At 74.6% G+C, this 18,724-nt stretch carries 15 protein-coding genes; 9 read left to right on the forward strand and 6 right to left on the reverse strand.

The annotated features are described in order from the left end of the window. Positions 1-61 precede the first annotated feature (61 nt). The 4 genes from ACIBR0_RS02090 (at position 62) to ACIBR0_RS02105 (ending at position 6,151) form a co-directional block, all read left to right on the forward strand. The gene (locus tag ACIBR0_RS02090; protein ID WP_396712225.1) at positions 62-3,442 is read left to right on the forward strand and encodes an SCO7613 C-terminal domain-containing membrane protein; all 3,381 of its coding nucleotides are present in this window, start codon (positions 62-64) and stop codon (positions 3,440-3,442) included. Between the two features lie 119 nt (positions 3,443-3,561). Beyond that, positions 3,562-4,614, forward strand: a complete 1,053-nt coding sequence (locus ACIBR0_RS02095; RefSeq protein ID WP_396712227.1) for a fatty acid desaturase family protein — start codon at positions 3,562-3,564, stop codon at positions 4,612-4,614. A gap of 96 nt (positions 4,615-4,710) precedes the next feature. After that, positions 4,711-5,010 (forward strand): 4a-hydroxytetrahydrobiopterin dehydratase, encoded by a 300-nt coding sequence (locus ACIBR0_RS02100; RefSeq protein WP_357040781.1) that lies wholly within the window; start codon positions 4,711-4,713, stop codon positions 5,008-5,010. Continuing rightward, on the forward strand, positions 5,000-6,151 hold the full coding sequence (locus ACIBR0_RS02105; protein ID WP_396712229.1) for an FHA domain-containing protein: 1,152 nt from the start codon (positions 5,000-5,002) through the stop codon (positions 6,149-6,151). Before ACIBR0_RS02100 ends, ACIBR0_RS02105 begins: the two co-directional genes overlap by 11 nt. 66 nt (positions 6,152-6,217) lie before the next feature. On the opposite strand, the gene rocD is transcribed toward ACIBR0_RS02105, so the two are convergent. The 3 genes from rocD to ACIBR0_RS02120 all read right to left on the reverse strand — a co-directional run bounded on the left by rocD (position 6,218) and on the right by ACIBR0_RS02120 (position 9,896). Further along, positions 6,218-7,432: an ornithine--oxo-acid transaminase gene (gene rocD, locus ACIBR0_RS02110; protein WP_396712231.1), complete on the reverse strand. Its 1,215-nt coding sequence runs from the start codon at positions 7,430-7,432 to the stop codon at positions 6,218-6,220. After that, positions 7,429-8,244: a dimethylargininase gene (gene ddaH, locus ACIBR0_RS02115; RefSeq protein WP_357040790.1), complete on the reverse strand. Its 816-nt coding sequence runs from the start codon at positions 8,242-8,244 to the stop codon at positions 7,429-7,431. Before ddaH ends, rocD begins: the two co-directional genes overlap by 4 nt. A gap of 809 nt (positions 8,245-9,053) precedes the next feature. Then, entirely contained in the window at positions 9,054-9,896 is an 843-nt protein-coding gene (locus tag ACIBR0_RS02120; protein WP_396712233.1) for a thrombospondin, read from the reverse strand. A gap of 159 nt (positions 9,897-10,055) precedes the next feature. On the opposite strand from ACIBR0_RS02120, the gene ACIBR0_RS02125 reads away from it, so the two are divergent. Beyond that, positions 10,056-10,865: an Fpg/Nei family DNA glycosylase gene (locus ACIBR0_RS02125; protein WP_396712235.1), complete on the forward strand. Its 810-nt coding sequence runs from the start codon at positions 10,056-10,058 to the stop codon at positions 10,863-10,865. Here the strand turns inward: ACIBR0_RS02125 and ACIBR0_RS02130 are convergent, their stop codons facing one another. Genes ACIBR0_RS02130 through ACIBR0_RS02140 form a run of 3 tightly spaced genes read right to left on the reverse strand, consistent with a single transcriptional unit; the run spans position 10,866 to position 14,307 of the window. Continuing rightward, complete coding sequence (locus ACIBR0_RS02130) at positions 10,866-11,732, reverse strand: aminoglycoside phosphotransferase family protein (RefSeq protein ID WP_396712236.1); 867 nt, start codon at positions 11,730-11,732, stop codon at positions 10,866-10,868. Positions 11,733-11,766: 34 nt separating this feature from the next. Then, positions 11,767-13,146 carry an FAD-dependent oxidoreductase gene (locus ACIBR0_RS02135; RefSeq protein WP_396712237.1) on the reverse strand — a complete coding sequence of 460 codons (1,380 nt, stop codon included), beginning with the start codon at positions 13,144-13,146 and terminating at the stop codon, positions 11,767-11,769. Positions 13,147-13,170: 24 nt separating this feature from the next. Then, a complete protein-coding gene (locus ACIBR0_RS02140; RefSeq protein WP_396712238.1) occupies positions 13,171-14,307 on the reverse strand; it encodes a glutamate--cysteine ligase in 1,137 nt (378 codons plus the stop codon). Positions 14,308-14,453: 146 nt separating this feature from the next. On the opposite strand from ACIBR0_RS02140, the gene ACIBR0_RS02145 reads away from it, so the two are divergent. The 4 genes from ACIBR0_RS02145 (at position 14,454) to ACIBR0_RS02160 (ending at position 18,632) form a co-directional block, all read left to right on the forward strand. After that, positions 14,454-14,741, forward strand: a complete 288-nt coding sequence (locus ACIBR0_RS02145; RefSeq protein WP_396712240.1) for a DUF6412 domain-containing protein — start codon at positions 14,454-14,456, stop codon at positions 14,739-14,741. Positions 14,742-14,829: 88 nt separating this feature from the next. Continuing rightward, a complete protein-coding gene (locus ACIBR0_RS02150; RefSeq protein ID WP_396712242.1) occupies positions 14,830-15,585 on the forward strand; it encodes a YidC/Oxa1 family membrane protein insertase in 756 nt (251 codons plus the stop codon). A gap of 72 nt (positions 15,586-15,657) precedes the next feature. Further along, positions 15,658-17,067, forward strand: a complete 1,410-nt coding sequence (locus ACIBR0_RS02155) for a carbohydrate-binding protein (RefSeq protein WP_396712244.1) — start codon at positions 15,658-15,660, stop codon at positions 17,065-17,067. Between the two features lie 149 nt (positions 17,068-17,216). Beyond that, complete coding sequence (locus tag ACIBR0_RS02160; RefSeq protein WP_396712246.1) at positions 17,217-18,632, forward strand: chitinase; 1,416 nt, start codon at positions 17,217-17,219, stop codon at positions 18,630-18,632. Positions 18,633-18,724 lie beyond the last annotated feature (92 nt).

Genomic DNA, 18,724 nt, shown 5'->3' on the forward strand with positions numbered 1-18,724 from the left:
CCGGGCCCGGCTAGGTACGCGCACTCTGGTCAGGTGATCTCCGGAGGTCGAGGATGGCCGCGTGGAGAACTCCGCCTACCCCTGCCCCGCCTGCGGCGCACCGGCCGATCTCGGCACCGGCTGCTCCGGCTGCGGCCGCCCGCCGTACCCGCCAGCGGCCGAGGTGTTCCGGCTCGACCGGGAGATCGTCACACTCGGCGCGGAGGCCGAGCGGGCGCGTCAGGCGTACCACGAGGTCACCGAGCGGCTCGGGACGGCCCGGCGGCGGCGTGCGGAGGTGGCGGCCGCGATCCGGGCGGAGTTCCCGGCGCCGGTCCGTCCGGCCCCGGCGGTGGGACGGCCGCCGGTGCTTCCGGCGCCGGCGATCCTTCCGGCGCGGCCCGGCGACGCGGAGACGTCGACCCGGACGGTGCAGGGCGTGCTGTTCGTCCTCGGTGGACTGCTGCTCGGCACCGCCGCGGTGGTCTTCACCGCGGTCGCGTGGGCCAGTGTCGGGATCGCCGGACGGGCGCTGATCCTGGCGGCCCTCACCGCCCTCGCCCTGGCGGTCCCGCTGCCGCTGGCGCGGCGGGGCCTGCGGGGCACCGCGGAGACCATCGCGGCGGTGGGTCTGCTCCTGGTGCTCCTCGACGGGTACGCCGCCTGGACGGTGGACCTGGCCGGGGTGGCCGGTTGGTCCGGCACGAGGTACGCCGCGCTGGTCGGGGGGGCCAGCGCGGCGGTCGCCGTCGGGTACGCCCGGCTCAGCGGGCTGACCGGGCCGTGGTTCGCCGGGCTGCTCCTGGTGCAGCCGGTACCGCTGCTGCTCGTCATCGAGGCGCGGCCGGGGGCGGACGGCTGGGCGGCGGTTCTCGTCGGGCTGGCGCTGCTGGACCTGGCGGTGCTGACCGCGCTGCGCCGCCGGGGCGGCACGCCGGCGGTCGTGGCCGGCCGCGTGGTGGCCTGGGGCGGGTTCGCCCTCGCGCTCGTCCTGGCGGCGGGCTGCGCGCTGGTGCCGCTGGCGCTGGGCCGGGCCGCCGGCACGCCGCTGCTGGCCGGTGCCCCGCTGCTGCTGGTCGCGGCGGCCCTGTTCGGGGCGGCCGTGCTCGTCGGCCCGGAACCGCTGCGGCACGTGGCCGCCGGTCTGCTGGTGCCGGTGCTGGGCGCGGCGGTGGTCCGCCCGGTCGCCGAGCTGCGGTCGTCGCTGGTGCTGCTGGCCGCGGCACTGGTCGCGGTGGCGCTGGCCGGTGCCGTGCGGGTAGTCCCCGTCCGGTGGCGGACCGGCCCACGGACCGGAGCACTGGTGGTCGCGGGAGCGTTGGCGCAGCTCACCGCCCTGACCGGGATCGGGCTGGCCATCACGGCGGTCGGCCGTTCGCTGCCATCCTGGCAGGGTGCCGCCGCCGGCCCGGCGACCGCGTGGGGTTGGCAGCTGCCCGTCGCGGTGGCCCTGTCGATCACGGCGTCGGCCCTGCTGCTGCCCCGGTCGGCCCGCCCGGCGGTGGCCGTGGCCGGCGGGGCGCTGACCGCGTTCGCCCTGCCCGCGGTGGGTGCCGCACCGTGGCCGGCGGTGGTCGCCGTCGACCTGGTGGCGGGGGTGGCGCTGCTGGGGGTGGCGGTCGTCCGGCCGGCCGGTGGGTGGCTGGTGCGGACCGCGGCGGTCGCCGGGGCGGTTCTGATCGGGCACGGCCTGCTGGTGGGGCTGGCCGACCCGGTCGGTGAAGGGGTGGTCCTGGCGGTGGTGCTCGTCGCCGGGCTGACCGTCGCCGCCGTCGGTCGGCGGGGGAGCGCGCCGCAGCGCACGGTGGCCGGTACGGCGCTCGCCGCCGCGCTGCTCGCGGTGCCGGCGGGTGCCGCCGTCGCCACGTTCGCCGTGGCGGCGCCGCCCTGGTGGCAGGTCCGGGCCGCGCTGGCCGCCGTCGTGCTGCTGGCCCTGGGCCTGTGGGCGGTCCGCCGCCACTGGCCCGACCTGACCGGGTACGCCTCGACCGCGCTCGCCCTGGCCCTCCCGGTCGTCGGCGTGGTGCCGGTGGCCGTACCGGCCGACGAACCCGTGGTGCTCTACGCCGCCGTGACGGTGCTGGTGGCCGTCCTCGGTGATCTGGCCGTCGGCCGGGCCGCCCCGCTGCGGGTGAGCGGGACCGTGCTGCTCGTCGTCGCGCTCGCCGCCGCCGTGCCGGTGACGGTGTCGGCGCTCGTCACCCCGTACGGCCACCTGCCGGCGCCCTGGTCCGGTGCGCCGTCGCCGGTGTCCGCGCCGGGGGCCTGGCCGGTGGGGCTGGCGCTGGTGCTGGTGGCGCTCGCCGCGACCGTGGCCGCCCGCGCCGTCGGCCTGCGAGCGGTCGCGGCGGCCGGGGCGTCCGGGGCGCTCGCCGTACCGGTGCTGCTGGTGGCGGCCGGCGCGCCCTGGCCGCTGGTGCCGGCCGCCGCCCTGCTCATGGGGGTCGCCGCCGTGCTGCTCGCCGCGTTCGCCGCACCCCGACCTCCGCTCGGCCCCGTCGCGTCGACCGTCGGGCTGGTCCTCGCCGCGTCGGGGCTGCTCGGTGCGTCGGCGACCCGCGCCGGCACCCTCGCCGCGCTCGGCGTCGCGCTGGTGGCGGCGACGGCGGCCGGGACGGCCGGCCGGTCGGCCGGGGTGCGGCTCGCGGGGTGCCTCGTCGCGGTCACCGCCGCGACCGGGTTCGCGCTCGCCGCGGCGCGGGCCGCCGGGCTGCCGCCGCGGACGGCGGCGTTCGGTGTGCTGGCCGTCGCCGCGCTCACGATGGCCGTGGCGGCGCTCGCCGCCACGCGGCTCGGTCCGCGGACCGCGGTGGCGCTGGACGGCGCCGCGCAGGCGGTGGCCCTGGTGGCGCTGCTGCTCACCACCGGCTCGCCCCGGCACGCGGCCACGGTCTGCGTGCTGTGGGGCGCCGCCGTCGCGCTGCGGGTGCTGCGCCCGGGCGAGCCGGTCGAACGGCGGTGGGCATTCGTCGGGATCGCCGGTGGCAGCGAGCTGCTGGGCGCCTGGCTGCTGCTGGTCGTCGGTGGCGTCACGCTGGTCGAGGCGTACACCCTGCCGGCGGCGGCCCTCGCCCTCGCCGCGGGCCTGGTGGCGCTACGGACCCGACCCGGGCTGACGAGCTGGCCGGCGCTCGGGCCGGGCCTCGCGGCGGCGCTGCTGCCCAGTCTCGCGCTGGTGCTCGGGTCGCCCGACCCGCAGCCGTGGCGGCGGCTCCTGCTCGGCGTCGCCGCGGTCGCCACCGTGCTCGCCGGGGCCACCCGCCGCTGGCAGGCGCCGGTGGTGCTCGGCACCGTGACGCTCACCCCGCTCGCACTGCACGAGCTGGCCCGGAGCTGGGACCTGCTGCCCCGGTGGATCTTCCTGGCCCTCGGCGGGCTGGCGCTCATCGGGCTGGCGGCCACGTACGAGCGACGTCGGCGGGATCTGGCCCGCCTGCGTACGGCCATCGGCAGGATGGACTGAGGTAGGGCGGGCCCTACCGGCGGTTCGGGGGTGTACGGGATTATTCAGCGCTACCGCGTGGGGGAGGCTCGGTAACAGGCATGCACGAGGTACGCCGACCGAGGGCGAGGGGGCAGGGCATGGGACGTGCAACGGCGGTGGATCCGTCGGCACGGCGGGGGAGCGACTACGCCGAACTGTCCCGGCGTGTGCGGGCGGCCGGGCTGCTGACCCGGCGCCCGGGCCGCTACCTGACCCGGATCGTCCTGACCCTCGGCGTCTACGTCGCGGTCTGGGCGGCCGTCGTCGGAACCGGTGACTCGTGGGCGCAGCCGGTCCTCGCCGTGGTGCTGGCCGTGGCCACCACCCAGGTGGCGTTCCTCGGACACGACGCCGGCCACCGGCAGATGTTCCGGCGGCGCGGACCCAGCGAACTCGTCGGGCTGCTCACCGGCAACCTGGCCATCGGGCTCAGCTACGGCTGGTGGGTCGACAAGCACAACCGGCACCACGCCAACCCGAACCACGCCGACGAGGACCCGGACGTGGGGGCGGGCGCGCTGGCCTGGACGTACGAGCAGGCCGCCGACACCCGCGGCGTCGCCCGCTGGATGGCCCGCCGGCAGGCGTGGCTCTTCTTCCCGATGCTGCTGCTGGAGGGCCTCAACCTGCACGTGGCGAGCATCCGCGCGATCGTCGGGCGGGAGCCCGGCGGGGGCTTCCGTACGCCGATGCGCCACCGCGCCGTCGAGGCGCTGCTGCTGGCGCTGCACACCGGCGCGTACGCGGGCGTGCTGCTGCTGACCATGTCGCCGGTCAAGGCGCTGGTCTTCGCCGCGATCCACCAGGGGCTGTGGGGGCTCTACATGGGCTGCTCGTTCGCGCCGAACCACAAGGGCATGCCGATGCCGGACGGCGACGACGAGTTGGACTACCTGCGCAAGCAGGTGCTGACGGCACGGAACGTGCGGGGCGGGCCGTTCGTCGACGCCGCGCTCGGCGGGCTCAACCTCCAGATCGAGCACCACCTCTTCCCGAACATGCCGCGGGCGAACCTGCGGCGGGCCCGGCCGATCGTGCGCGCGTACTGCGCCGAGGTGGGCGTCCCGTACGCCGAGACCGGGCTGGTCGACTCGTACCGGCAGGCGTTGGCGCACCTGCACGAGGTGGGGCGCCCGCTGCGCGGGAGGTGAGCGGCGACCGGGTCGGCGTCCGTGGCCCGGTCGCGGTGCCGGACGCCACGCCGCTGCTGGTCGGCGACGGTTCGAACCCACCGGTAGGGTCAGCGCATGGCAGACGTGCTCACCGCGGAGGCGGTGCGAGACGAGCTGAACGGGCTGGTGGGCTGGTCGGGAGACCCCGCCGGGATCACCCGTAGCGTGGAGCTGGCCAGCTTCCCGGACGCCATCGCGGTGGTGGACCGGGTGGCCGTGGTGGCCGAGGAGATCGACCACCACCCCGACATCGACATCCGCTGGCGGACCGTGACCTTCCGCTGCGTCACCCACTCGATTGGCGGGGTCACCCGCCGTGACCTGGACCTGGCGCGCCGGATCGACCAGATCGTGGGAGCGTCCGATGAGATTTGAGATCAGCAAGGTGCTGGACGCCATCGAGGGCCGGGTCTGCACCGACCCGTCGCTGGCCCGGGCGGTCCTCGACCTGGCCGAGGTGATCCGCTACCAGGACATCGACGGCGGACGGCCGGCGAGCCTGCTGCGGCTCGGCATGGTGATCGACGCGCTGGCCCGCGAGCTGGAGGAGGACAGCGTCCCGGTCTACGCGGTGGTGCACCGGGCCCTGCTCTCCGATGCCGACCTGACCTCCAACGAGCGCATGGTGGTGCGCCGCTGGGCCGACGACGGCCTGGTCGAGGTGCTCGACAACCCCGGCGACCGGATGCTGGAGGTGGCCGACCTGCTCGGTCTGCCGGTGGTCACCCGGGTCCGCTCCGACGGCCTGCGCGGGCGCTACCCGTGGCTGGTGGACCAGCCCGGCCGGGTCGTCGCCCCGGTGCCGGGCGCCGGTGGGCCGGTCTTCATCGCCCACGTCGGCGGTGGGCACACCCCGGTCGAGGGTGAGCGCTCGCCGGCCGGCGCCAAGCTCCTCAGCCGCCACTGGCGGTGCCCCGAGTCCGGGTGCGCGCTCTTCGGCGGTGGCGGAGGCGGTGGCGCCTTCGCCGACCTGGCCCGCGTCGTCGAACGCAGCCCGGCCGCGCAGCCGCCGCCGACCCTGCGTGGCGGCGTACCGACGTGTCCCCGGCACGGCGTCCGCCTCGGCGACGCCGGTCCCCGGCCCCGCGCCGAGGTCCTCGCCGTCCGCATCGGCGGGCTGATCCGGCGTCGCTTCGTCCTCACCGAGGAGCAGTCGGTGATGATCGGCCGCGCCCCCGAGCAGTCCGGTGGCGTCGTCCTCGGGCAGTGGCTCAACGACGAGGCCCGCCGCTGGATCAGCCGCAGCCACGTCCGGTGCGAGCTGCGCGTAGGTGAGGTCGTCGTGACCGACGTGAGCACCAACGGCTCCGGCATCCGCCCGGCCGGCTCGATGGCGGAGGCCGACCGGATCCCGCTGGCACCGCAGCAGTCCCGGGTGCTCGGTGAGGGCGACATGGTCGAGCTGTACCCGGGCGTGCAGATCGGCCGCCCCGGCGAACTTCCCGCCGGCGCGCCGTACACCCCTGCATCGGTCATGGCCGAGGCACCCACCATGGCCATGCGCCTGCCCCGCTGAGCGCGTAGGGAACGCGGAAGGGCGCCGGGACCCGTCGGTCCCGGCGCCCTTCCGTCGTACGTACGCTCAGCCGGCCAGCACGGCCGCGAGCTGTGCCACGGCGTGGTCGATCTCGTCGGCGGTGATCACCAGCGGCGGGGCGAGACGGATGGTGGAGCCGTGGGTGTCCTTCGCGAGCACCCCGCGCTGCATGAGCCGCTCGCAGGCCTCCCGGCCGCTCATCAGCGCCGGGTCGATGTCCACACCCGCCCAGAGGCCGCGCACCCGCACGCCGACCAGGCCCTTGCCGACCAGCGCCTGGAGACCGGCGTTCAGCCGCTCGCCCAGCTCGGCCGAGCGGCGCTGGAACTCGCCGGTGGCCAGCATACGGACCACCTCGGTCGCCACCGCGCAGGCCAGCGGGTTACCACCGAAGGTGGAGCCGTGCTGGCCGGGCTTGAGGACGCCGAGCACGTCGGCGTTGGCGGCCACCGCCGACACCGGCACGATGCCGCCGCCCAGCGCCTTGCCCAGCAGGTACATGTCCGGCACGACGCCCTCGTGGTCGCAGGCGAAGGTCTCGCCGGTCCGGCCCAGGCCGGACTGGATCTCGTCGGCCACGAAGAGCACGTTGCGCTCGGTGCAGACCCGGCGTACGCCCGGCAGGTAGCCCTCCGGCGGCACCACCACGCCCTGCTCGCCCTGGATCGGCTCCAGCAGCACCGCGACGGTGTTCTCGTCGATCGCCGCCTCCAGCGCCGCGAGGTCACCGTAGGGGACCACGGTGAAGCCCGGCGTGTACGGCCCGAAGTCGGCCCGCGCGTCCTCGTCGGTGGAGAAGCTGACGATGGTGGTCGTACGGCCGTGGAAGTTGCCCTCGGCGACCACGATGTTCGCCTGGCCCGGCGCGACACCCTTGACCTGGTAGCCCCACTTGCGGGCCACCTTGATGCCGGTCTCCACCGCCTCGGCGCCCGTGTTCATCGGCAGCACCAGGTCCTTGCCGCAGAGCGCGGCCAGCTCCCGGCAGAAGTCGGCGAACTGGTCGTGGATGAACGCCCGGCTGGTCAGCGTCAGCTTGTCCAGCTGCTCGTGGGCGGCCTGGATGAGCGTCGGGTGCCGGTGGCCGAAGTTCAGCGCCGAGTACCCGGCGAGGCAGTCGAGGTACCGACGGCCGTCCACGTCGGTCACCCAGGCGCCCTCGGCGGAGGCGACCACCACGGGCAGCGGGTGGTAGTTGTGCGCGGTCCACCGCTCAGCGTCCCGGACCGCACCGGGCGTCCGCAGCATGTCCTCGATCACTTGCTCGCCTTTCCCTGACGGAGTCGCAACGTGCAGCACTTCGGGCCACCGCCGGCCTTACGCAGCTCGGACAGGTCGACACCGATGGTCTCGTAGCCCCGGTCGCGCAGCTTGGCGGCCAGGTCGGTGGCCTGCGCCGGCAGCACGACGTGCCGGCCGTCGCTGACCGCGTTCAGGCCCAGCACCTCAGCGTCGGCCATGGTCGCGTGGACGGCGTCCGGGAAGAGCCGGCGAAGCACCGCCTGGCTGCCCGGCGAGAACGCCTCCGGCAGGTACGCCACGGTCCGCTCGTCGAGCACCGTGAGCGCGGTGTCCAGGTGGTAGAAACGCGGGTCCACCAGCTGCATGGTGATCACCGGGTAGCCGAAGACCTCCTGCAGCTGTGCGTGCGAGGCGTGCGCGGTGCGGAAACCGGTGCCGGCCAGCAGGTAGTCGCCGACCAGCAGGACGTCGCCCTCGCCCTCGTTGACGTGCTTCGGGTCGTACATCTCGAAGCCGGCGGCCTCGAACCAGGCCCGGTACGCGGGCGCCTCGTCGGCGCGCTGCGGGTCCCGGAACTGCACGGCCATCGCCTTGTCGTCGATCACGGTCCCGCCGTTCGCGGCGAAGACCATGTCGGGCAGGCCCGGCACCGGAGTGATCTCCTCGACGGTGTGGCCCAGCTCCCGGTAGACCTCGCGCAGCTTCTCCCACTGCCGGATCGCCAGGTCGGCGTCGACCGGGGCGGTCGGATCCATCCACGGGTTGATGGCGTAGTCGACGGCGAAGTACGTCGGCCGGCACATCAGAAAGCGCTGGCTGGTGGCGTCCATCGTCATTGTCCTGCTCCCAGGGGTCGGGCGCGCCCGGCCACCTTCGGCCCACGGGCTGGCGCCGTTGCTCAACGTTATGCGCCGCCGATGGAGGGATCCACCGTTGGACCTTGCGGAGGCCAGCCGATCGTTGCGTCTGACGAATCCGCGGCGGCGTTTCGTTGCGTCACGGCCGCCGGGCGCGTCGGGGCGGCATCGGAGGGCCCGTCGCGGACCGGTCTGAGCGGCCCCCCGCCCCGCTCTGCCCCGGCCCGCCCCGGCCTGCCCGTTCCCGCGCGCCCGCCTCACTCCGCCCGGCCCTGTGGCGCCCGGCCCTGTTCCCAGCGGCCTGTTCCGTGCGGCCCTGTTCCGTGCGGCCCTGTTTTGTGTGCCCAGCTCCGCCCCGCCTTCTGCTCACAGCTCGGCTGGGCGGGAACGGCCCGCGAAGGGGTGATGTCTGTCAGACATCACGCGCTCCTGAATGATCGGCCCCACCGCCACCGGGGAATCCGCCTTGATCCACTCGATGTCATTGATGTCGGGGTGTCGGAGTGTCGGGGACACCCCGACATCAATGACATCGTGATGATCTTGGCGCGGGGCGCGGGGCGCGGGGCGCGGGGCGCGGGGCGCGGGGCGCGGGGCGCGGGGCGCGGGGCGCGGGGCGCGGGGCGCGGGGCGCGGGGCGCGGAAACACTTCGGGGGCGGCGCATCGCTGCCCCCGAATCAGGGTGTTCGCCCGGCTGGTGAACCACCAGGCTGGTCGGGCTGGGTCGCCGGTGAACCACCGGCGCTCGCCGGCGCACCACCGGCGAGCCGGACAGTGCCCGCTAGAAGCGGTCCACAAACTGTGAGTCGAGCCACTCCCGGAAGCGGGCGACCCAGTCGCCGTCGGTGGTGGGCCAGTCGAACTGGCCGGTCATGGCGAGCACGCCGAGGACCACGGCGCCCAGGCCGGCGGTGATGCCGAGCAGCGCGTCGGTCTTGCCCGCGACGTGCCGCCGCCGGGTGGCGAGCAGCCCGAACACCGCCAGCACCGCGCCGAGGGCGCCGAGCGCGATGCCGTACCCGGCGAGGGTTCCCGTGAGCACGAAGAGCACGGCCGCGACGCCGGTGATCAGGCCGAGCGTGGCGAGCATGCTGGCCCGGGGCCGCGGACCGACGGCGGCGGGCCGCTCGACCCGGTCGTCGACACCGTCGTGGTCCCGGTCGACGGCCGGCTCCGGCGCCCGGCCGGTGGCGGGTACGACCGTGCGGTGCCGATCCGTCAGCGAGGTCGCGGTGCTGTCCCGGTCGGTGACCGACGTCGGGCCGGCGGCGCGGGCCGCGGCGGCGTCCCGGTCGAGGTCGACGGTGCGGCCTTCGAGCGTCCGCTCCAGCGTCGGGGCCTCCGTGCCGGTGACCCGCGGCTGACGCTGGGTCTCCTCGTCCGGGCCAGCCGTCGAGGCCGGGGCCACCGCGGCACGCTGCTCGGCCCGCCGCACGGCGTCGGCATCGTGGCCGTCCGTGGCAGTGGCGGGGGCCGCGTTGCTGCGGTACGTCGTCTGCTCGTCGTTCCGGTCCGCCACCTCCGGCGGGTCGACCCGGCCGGTCGTGTCGGCGCGGGTCCGGCCGTCCACACCGTCGTTCGACGCCGGCTCCGTGCGGCGCGAGAGGGAAGGAATCCTGACCACAACACACCTCCTGGTAAATGCGTTGGCGGCCGTCCAGTGGGTGGCGCCCACGCGTGACATCTCCGAGGTACCCCGTTGCGACCTCCGCGACACGCCCCACGCGCCGACGGTCGACGATGGCGGAGGCAGCGGCACCCACGCCGGGCTACCGTTGCCGTCGTGCCAGAGGGACACACCATCCACCGCCTGGCGGCCCGTCACGCCGAACTGTTCGCCGGGGACAAGGTGCACGCCGCCAGCCCGCAGGGCCGCTTCGCCGAGGGTGCCGCCCGGCTGACCGGCAGCGTCCTCGACGCCACCGAGGCGTACGGGAAGCACCTGCTGCACCACTACGCGGGCGAGCTCACCCTGCACGTGCACCTCGGGCTGTACGGGAAGTTCGCCGACGGCGCGGGGGAGCCGCCGGAGCCGGTCGGGCAGGTGCGTCTCCGGCTCACCAGCGACCGGCACTGGCTGGACCTGCGCGGGCCCACCGCGTGCGAGCTGCTCACCCCGCCCGAGGTGGCGGCGCTGCGGTCGCGGCTCGGCCCGGACCCGCTTCACGCCGACGCGGATCCGGAGCGGGCGTACGCGCGGATCTCCCGCAGCCCGACCCCGCTCGCGGCGCTCCTGCTCGACCAGTCGGTGGTGGCCGGCACGGGGTTGATCTTCGTCACGGAGGCGTTGTTCCGGGCGGGCCTGCCACCCACCCTGCCCGGCCGCGGGCTCAGCCGGGCCGGCTGGGAGGAGCTCTGGGCCGACCTGGTGGCGCTCATGCGCGTCGGGGTCGAACGTGGCCGGATCGACACCGTCCGGGACGTCCACTCACCGGAGGCGACGGGCCGGGCCGCGCGGGTCGACCGGCACGGTGGGGAGGTGTACGTCTACCGCCGCTCGGGCGCGCCCTGCCACCTCTGCGGCACGGAGGTCAGCCGCGGGTCGCTGGCCGGCCGCAACCTGTACTGGTGTCCCACCTGCCAGCGGGACTGATCACACCTCGTCCACCAGCCAGCGGACGATCTCGACGTGGTGCGCGAAGACGATGTCCGCGTCGATGCTCCACGCCAGCGTCTGCGCGATCGTCCAGCCCCGCACCCGGTCGCGGTCCAGGCCCAGGTCCCCGGTGAGCCGGTCCAGCCGACGGCGTACGGCGGCGGGGGAGTGGCCCAGCTCCCGACCCCGGACCATCGGCACGACACTGAACTCCCGCTCGCCGGTCAGCGGCTTCGGGTCGATGACCAGCCACGGCCCGCGGGCGGCCCGGAGCACGTTGCCGGCGTGCAGGTCCTGGTTGACGAGCACCTGCTCGCCCTGGTCGGGGGCCAGGTCGGCGATCAGCCCGAGCGCGGTGTCCAGCAGCCGCCGCTCGTACGGGCGGTCGGCGCGGTCCCACTTCACCGGCATCCGCTCCCGCCAGCCCGCGGCCTCCTCCGCGAGCGGGGTGAACGGCGGTCCCGCCGGTTTCCACAGCCGGGGCAGCAGCCCCACGACCACGTCCAGCGCCGCGTCGGCCGGTAGCTCGTGCAGGGGTGAGCCGGGTGTGCACCGCTCGACCAGCAGGGCCCGCCGGGCCGGGTCGTGCCGGAGCAGCCGGACGGCCCCGTCACCGGCCCAGTGGTCCAGGGCGGTCGCCTCGTGGACGCTGTCCGGGTCGGGATACTGGAGCTTGAGCACGGCCGGGGTCCCGTCGGGCAGCTCGGCCGGGAGGGCCAGCGACGCGAGCGCGTACGGGAAGGGTGGTCCGACGCGCAGCGACCACCGTGCGGCACACTCCGCGAGCAGGTCGGGCAGGGCGGCCAGCCATTCCCGCCCCGCCTCGGTGCCCCGCAGCCACCCCAGCCCCTCCGGCATCTCCATGCGTCGATGATGGCGGAACGGCAGGGGCGGCGGGTCAGCGGCCGGTGGTGCCGAGGGCCTCGACCGCCTTGCGGGCGGCGATGAGCACCGGGTCCCAGACCGGGGCGTACGGCGGGGCGTAGCCGAGGTCGAGGGCGGTCATGTCGTCCACCGTCATGCCGTTCCAGAGCGCCACGGCCAGGGTGTCGATCCGCTTCGCCGCCTCCGACCAGCCGACGATCTGCGCTCCGAGCAGCCGGCCGCTGGGCTTCTCGGCGATCAGCTTGACGGACATGAAGCGCGCTCCGGGGTAGTAGCCGGCCCGGTTGGTCGACTGGGTGATCACCGAGACGAAGTCGAACCCGGCGGCTCGGGCGTCCCGCTCGCGCAGGCCCGTGCGACCGACTTCCAGCTCGCACACCTTGGTCACGGCGGTCCCGATCACCCCGGCGAAGGTGGCGTAGCCGCCGCCGATGTTGATGCCGGCGACACGGCCCTGCTTGTTGGCGTGCGTGCCCAGGGGGATGTGGATCGGCATGCCGCTGACCCGGTGCAGGGACTCCACGCAGTCGCCGGCCGCCCAGACGTCCTCGACGCCGGGCACCCGCATCCGCCGGTCGACCCGGACCGCGCCGCTGGGGCCGATCGGCAGGCCGGCGGCCTGGGCGAGCGCGACGTTGGGGCGTACGCCCAGGCCGAGGACGACCACGTCGGCGGGGATGGGTCCCTCGGCGGTGACCACGGCGGACACCCGGCCGTCCCGCTCCTCCAGGCCGGTCACCGTGAGGCCGGCGCGGACGGCGATGCCGATGCCGCGCATCGCGTCGACGACCAGCTCGGCCATGTCCGGGTCCACGGTGGACATCGGCTGCTCGGCCTGCTCGACCAGCGTGACGGTGAGCCCGTGCTGGATGAGCGCCTCCGCCATCTCCACGCCGATGTAGCCACCGCCGACCACCACCGCCCGCCGGGGCTTCGGATCGGCCTCCAGCCAGTCGATCAGCGCCGCCCCGTCGTCGAGGGTCTGCATGCCGAAGACGCCGTCGACGTCGGTGTGGGCCCAGTCCGGCTTGATCGGGACGGCGCCGGTGGCGTACATCAGGGTGTCGAACCGCTCGCGGACCTCGCCGCCGCGCTCCAGGTCCGAGGCGACGACCTCGCGCCGGTCGAGGTCGATGGCGGTGACCTCGTGCCGCAGGCGTACGTCGATGTCGAAGTCGGTCCGGAAGGTCTCCGGGTCCCGGGCGACGAGCTGGTCGCGGTCGGACACCAGGCCGCTGACCCAGTACGGGATGCCGCACGCCGAGTAGGACGTGAAGTGCCCCCGCTCGAAGGCGACGATCTCCAGGTCCCGCTTGTCGCGGCGGCGTCGGGCCTGGGACGCCGCCGCCATGCCGGCGGCGTCGCCGCCGATGACGATCAGTCGTTGCGCCACACGCGCCATCCTGTCACGGCGAGCTCAGCTCCGGGTCTGTCGCGCCACGTCGGCGACGACGTCGACCAGCCGGTTGGTACGCGCGAAGACGGCTCGCTGCCGCGCGGCCCCGCTGCCGTGGCGGCGCAGCCCGGCGAGCAGGTCGGTCACCTCGGCGAGGTCGCCGTGCCGCTCCAGCGCGGGGGAGAGCCGCTCGACGAGTTGGTCGAGCAGGTCCCACGCCGGCCGCAGTTCCCCGTCGGTGAGGTCGACGCCGTCGCCCTCCAGCCCGTCGTGCGCCGCCCGCCAGTGGGCCGCCACCAGCAGGTGGTGGTCGGTGCGGACGGCCGGTCGGCCGGCGGCGATGTCGTCCCTCGCGGTGGCCACCATGCCGCGGACCAGTGCGGCCACCAGCACGGCGTCGTCCACCGACGGGCAGACGTCGCCGATCCGGATCTCCACCGTCGGGTACTTCGCCGACAGCCGGGCGTACCAGTAGAGCATCCCCTCGTCGAGCATCACCCCGCTGGCGATGAGCTGCCGGATCAGCCGCTCGTAGTGTTCGTGCGACTCGAGGAACGGGGTCGGCGCCACCGACGGCCAGCGTTCCCACTCCACCGACCGCCAACTCGCGTAGCCGGTGTCCACCCCGGCGGCGAAGGGGGAGTTGGTGGTCACCGCGTGCAGCACCGGCAGCCACGGCCGGACGTGGTTGAGCACCTGCACGCCGGTCTCCGGGTCGGGCACCCCGACGTGCACGTGCATGCCGTTGTTGCCGGGGCCGGGCACCAGCAGCCGGAACCGTTCGATCATCCGGTCGAAGCGGGGCTTGTCGACGACCGGCGGCACCGGGCCCTCCACCGGGCCGGTGCCGATGGCGAGCAGGCGTACGCCGGCCCGCTCGGCGGCGTCGGCCAGGGCGGCGCGCAGCACCCCGAGGGAGTGCCGGATCGAGCTGAGCTCCAGCCCCGGTGGGCTGCCGATCTCGATCTGGCTGGTCTGGAACTCGCGTTCCACCTGACCGCGCAGCTCGGCCGGCACCTGCTCCATGACGAGGTCGACGGCGGGCACCGCGGTGCCGGTGTGCGGGTCGACGAGCAGGAACTCCTCCTCGACACCCACGGTCAGCAGGTCGGCTCGCCGGTCTCCCGCACGGGGCGCCTCCGCCACCTGGCCGGTCATCGCCATCACCGTCCGTTTCCTCGCCGGTCGCGGTCCGTCCGCTTCGGGCGTCCGGGTGGTTACCCACCGTGGCGGCGCGGGGAAACGCGGCGTCGGCGTGTCGGGATCACGCCGTGTGACGTGACAGCGCGGCCTAGCCTGGACCCGTGCCGGGAGTGCCGGGGTTGCTGCTGGGGTTGTGGGCGGGGACGCTCACCCAGCTGGTCGTCTTCGCGGACCGCCCGGCGGAGTTCCTGGCCGGTGCGGCGCTGGCGCTGGTCGCCGCTCTGCTCACGGTCCACCTGGCCGCCGCCGCCGTCGCTCCCCGTGCGGGGCGACGCGCGAGCAGGCTGCGGGCGTGGGTCCGGCGTCGCCGGGTGCCCCGCCAGGTCGACCCGGACGCGGCCGGCCGGCCCCGCCCTCGAGCGCCCGGGGCGCACCCCTCGGCCGCGTAGCACCGCGCGCGGCCGATTCCGCCGTCGTCCGCGCCCGCGACGAGTGTCGTCGCCGAGGCGCCTCCGGAATCGGACCGAGGGGTTCACCATGCTCGCCTTTTCACCACTGCACGACGCCGTCGGCGCCGCGGGCGCCGCGCTCTCCTGGCTCACCGCCCTGTTGGAACCGGTGGCCGGTGGCACGGCCACCGCCGCGTCGATCGTCGTCCTCACCGTGGCCGTGCGGTTGCTCATCGCGCCGCTCACCGTCGCGCAGGCCCGTGGGGAGCGGCGCCGCGCGGCTCTCGCCCCCCGGGTCACCGAGCTCCGGCGGCGGTACGCGGACGACCCTGCCCGCTTCCAGTCCGAACTGTTCGCCCTCTACCGCTCCGCCGGTGCGAACCCGGTGGCCGGCTGTCTTCCACTGCTGGTGCAGGCGCCGGTCCTGCTGGTGTTGTACCGGCTCTTCAGCACCGCGGACGGCGGCACGGGGCTGCTCGACGAGCGACTGGCCGGGGTGGCCCTGGGTCATCACCTCGCCGACGGGCTGAGCGTCCCGGTGGTGGCGTTGTTCGGAGTGCTGCTGTCGGTGCTGCTGGCCCTGGCCTGGTGGACGTCGCGGCGGATGCGGCGGGCGGCGTCCGCGACCGGGACGGTGGCCGGTACGCCGATCGAGGGGCCGGGTGCGGCCACCCTCGGCCGGGTGCTGCCCCTGCTGCCGTACGTGACCGTGCTGGTCGCGCTGGTGCTGCCGCTGGCGGCGGTGATCTACCTGGTCACCACCACGGCCTGGTCGGCGCTGGAGCAGGTGGTGCTGCGCCGCCCGCTGGTGACTCCCGGCGATGCCGCGTCACATCGACGTTGACAACTGCGTGGACGACACGTACAACTCGTGAGAGAGCGCTCTCTCGACCCGTCCCCGCAGAGAGGCACGTCCATGCGACCTGCACCGGCGGCATCGGCCGCCCCGCCCGCCCGACGCCGGCTTCCGCTGGCGCTCGCCCTGCTCACCGTCACCACCACCGCCCTGGCCGGGGTCACCGCGACCGCCGACGCCGCCGTACCGGCGCCGGCACCCGGCTGGAGTCTCGTGTGGAGCGACGACTTCACCGGCGCGGCCGGCACGCTGCCGTCCGCGGCCAACTGGATCATCGACACCGGCACCAGCTACCCGGGTGGCCCGCCCAACTGGGGCACGGGTGAGATCCAGACGTACACCGCCAGCACGGCCAACGTCAGCCACGACGGTGGCGGCAACCTGCGGATCACGCCGCTGCGCGACGGCTCGGGCCGGTGGACGTCCGCCCGGATCGAGACCGTCCGCAGCAACTTCAAGCCGACGGCCGGCGGTGTGCTGGCGATCGAGGGCCGGATCCGGATGCCCGACGTCACCGGCGCCCAGGCGTCCGGCTACTGGCCGGCCTTCTGGGCGCTGGGCTCGCCGTACCGGGGCAACTACCAGAACTGGCCGGGCATCGGCGAGTTCGACGTGATGGAGAACGTCAACGGGATCAACTCGGTCTGGGGGGTGCTGCACTGCGGCGTCGCCCCCGGCGGTCCGTGCGACGAGTTCAACGGCATCGGCGCGTCCCGGGCCTGCCCCGGCAGCACCTGCCAGTCGGCGTTCCACACCTACCGCTTCGAGTGGGACGCCTCGGTCAGCCCCCAGCAACTGCGGTGGTACGTCGACGGGCAGCTCTACCACTCGGTGAGCCAGTCCCGGGTCGGTGAGCCGTACTGGTCGCAGATGACCAACCACGCCGGTTACTTCCTCCTGCTCAACGTGGCCATGGGCGGGGCGTTCCCGAACGGGGTGGCCGGCGGCGCCACGCCCACGGCGGCGACCGTGCCGGGTCGGTCGATGCTCGTCGACTACGTCGCCGTCTACAACCGGGGCGGCGGCACGACCCCGCCGCCGACGACCCCGCCGCCGGGCGGCGTGCGGGACGCGTACGCGACGATCCAGGCCGAGTCGTTCAACGCCCAGAACGGGGTGCTGGTCGAGGCGTGCGCCGAGGGTGGGCAGAACATCGGCGCGTTGCGCAACGGGGACTGGGTTCGCTTCGACAACGTCGAGTTCGGCGCGACGCCGCCGCGGGACTTCGTCGCCCGGGTGGCCTCGGGTGCGGCCGCCGGCGTGAGCGGCCTGGTGGAGGTGCGGCTGGACAGCCCCACCAGCCCGCCGATCGGCAGCTTCGCCATCGCCAACACCGGTGGCTGGCAGAGCTGGCGTTCGGTGCCCGGCAACGTCGCGGGTCCCACCGGCCGCCGAACGGTCTACCTGACCTTCTCCAGTGGCCAGCCGAACGACTTCGTCAACGTCAACTGGTTCAGCTTCCGCCGCTGAGGTGCAAGGAAGGGCCCCCTCTTAACGCCTCGCGTTGTAGAAGGGGCCCTTCTTAACACCCGCGCGCAGTGCTGGACACAACAGTTAACAGTCTTAATAATAAGCGGAACGTAGACGTCCGTGGATGAAGTCCCGGTGTGGAGGGTCGTATGAAGCGTTCCAGATCCCTTGTCCTGTCCCTGGTCACCGTGGTGATCGCCGCCCTCGGGGCGGCCTGGGTGGCGATGCCGGCGTACGCGGCCGGCCCGAGCGCGACCTTTGTCAAGACCTCCGACTGGGGCAGCGGGTGGGAGGGGAAGTACACCATCACCAACGGCGGCAGCAGCACGATCAACGGCTGGAGCCTCGCGTTCGACCTGCCCGCCGGCACGTCGGTTGGGACGTACTGGGACGCGATGCTGACCTCGTCCGGCCAGCGGTACACGTTCACCAACCGGTCGTGGAACGGCTCCGTCGCGCCGGGCGCCTCGGTCTCCTTCGGCTTCATCGCGAGTGGACCCGGCTCCCCGATGAACTGTCAGCTCAACGGGGCGGCCTGCGGTGGCGGCATCACCCCCACCACAGCGCCGCCCACCACAGCGCCGCCCACCACGGCACCGCCGACGACCCCACCCCCCACCCCGCCTCCGCCCACCACCCCGCCGCCCACCACCCCGCCGCCCACCGGCCTGCCGAAGCACATCCTCACCGGCTACTGGCACAACTTCGACAACCCCGCCGTCGAACTGCGGCTGCGGGACACCCCGGCCGAGTACGACGTGGTCGCCGTGGCGTTCGCCGAGGCCACCGCCACCCCGGGCGCGGTCACCTTCGCCGTCGACCCCGGGCTGTCCACCGCCCTCGGCGGCTACTCCGACGCGGACTTCTCCGCCGACGTCCGCACTATCCAGAGCCGGGGCAAGAAGGTCATCATTTCGGTCGGCGGGGAGACCGGCCGGGTCGCCGTCAACGACGCGGCGTCCGCGCGGGCCTTCAGCGACTCGGTGTACGCGCTGATCCAGCGCTACGGGTTCGACGGCGTCGACATCGACCTGGAGAACGGCCTGAACCCGACGTACATGGCGCAGGCCCTGCGCGCGCTGCGGACGAACGTCGGCTCCAAACTGATCATCGCCATGGCCCCGCAGACCATCGACATGCAGAACCCGGCCGGCAGCTACTTCAAGCTGGCCCTCGACATCCGGGACATCCTCACCGTCGTCAACACCCAGTTCTACAACTCCGGTGCGATGCTCGGCTGCGACCAGAACGCCGCGTACGCCCAGGGGACGGTGAACTTCATCGTCGCGCTGGCCTGCATCCAGTTGGAGGCGGGGCTGCGCCCCGACCAGGTCGGGCTCGGCCTGCCGGCCGGACCCGGGGCGGCCGGCGGCGGCATCGTCGCGCCCAGCGTGGTCAACGCCGCCCTGGACTGCCTGACCCGGGGCACCAACTGCGGCAGCTTCCGGCCGCCGCGCACCTACCCCGGCCTCCGTGGCGCGATGACCTGGTCGGTGAACTGGGACGTCAGCAACGGCAACGGGTTCGCGCGTACCGTCGCCCCGCACCTGGACACCCTGCCCTGACCCGCGCGGCCGGCCCGTCGCCCGGCGGGCCGGCCCCGCCGCACCACCGGTCCCGCTCCACCGCACCGACCGGGCACGACCCTCCCGCGCCA

The organism is Micromonospora sp. NPDC049497, from assembly GCF_044465805.1.
Classification (GTDB): domain Bacteria; phylum Actinomycetota; class Actinomycetes; order Mycobacteriales; family Micromonosporaceae; genus Micromonospora.

Coding starts and splice junctions, on each gene's coding strand:
- ACIBR0_RS02150 (WP_396712242.1), top strand. CDS start 14,830: ATGCTCGCCTTTTCACCACTGCACGACGCCGTCGGCGCCGCGGGCGCC.
- ddaH (WP_357040790.1), bottom strand. CDS start 8,244: ATGGACGCCACCAGCCAGCGCTTTCTGATGTGCCGGCCGACGTACTTC.
- ACIBR0_RS02130 (WP_396712236.1), bottom strand. CDS start 11,732: ATGGAGATGCCGGAGGGGCTGGGGTGGCTGCGGGGCACCGAGGCGGGG.
- ACIBR0_RS02140 (WP_396712238.1), bottom strand. CDS start 14,307: ATGACCGGCCAGGTGGCGGAGGCGCCCCGTGCGGGAGACCGGCGAGCC.
- ACIBR0_RS02155 (WP_396712244.1), top strand. CDS start 15,658: ATGCGACCTGCACCGGCGGCATCGGCCGCCCCGCCCGCCCGACGCCGG.
- ACIBR0_RS02095 (WP_396712227.1), top strand. CDS start 3,562: ATGGGACGTGCAACGGCGGTGGATCCGTCGGCACGGCGGGGGAGCGAC.
- ACIBR0_RS02100 (WP_357040781.1), top strand. CDS start 4,711: ATGGCAGACGTGCTCACCGCGGAGGCGGTGCGAGACGAGCTGAACGGG.
- ACIBR0_RS02105 (WP_396712229.1), top strand. CDS start 5,000: ATGAGATTTGAGATCAGCAAGGTGCTGGACGCCATCGAGGGCCGGGTC.
- ACIBR0_RS02160 (WP_396712246.1), top strand. CDS start 17,217: ATGAAGCGTTCCAGATCCCTTGTCCTGTCCCTGGTCACCGTGGTGATC.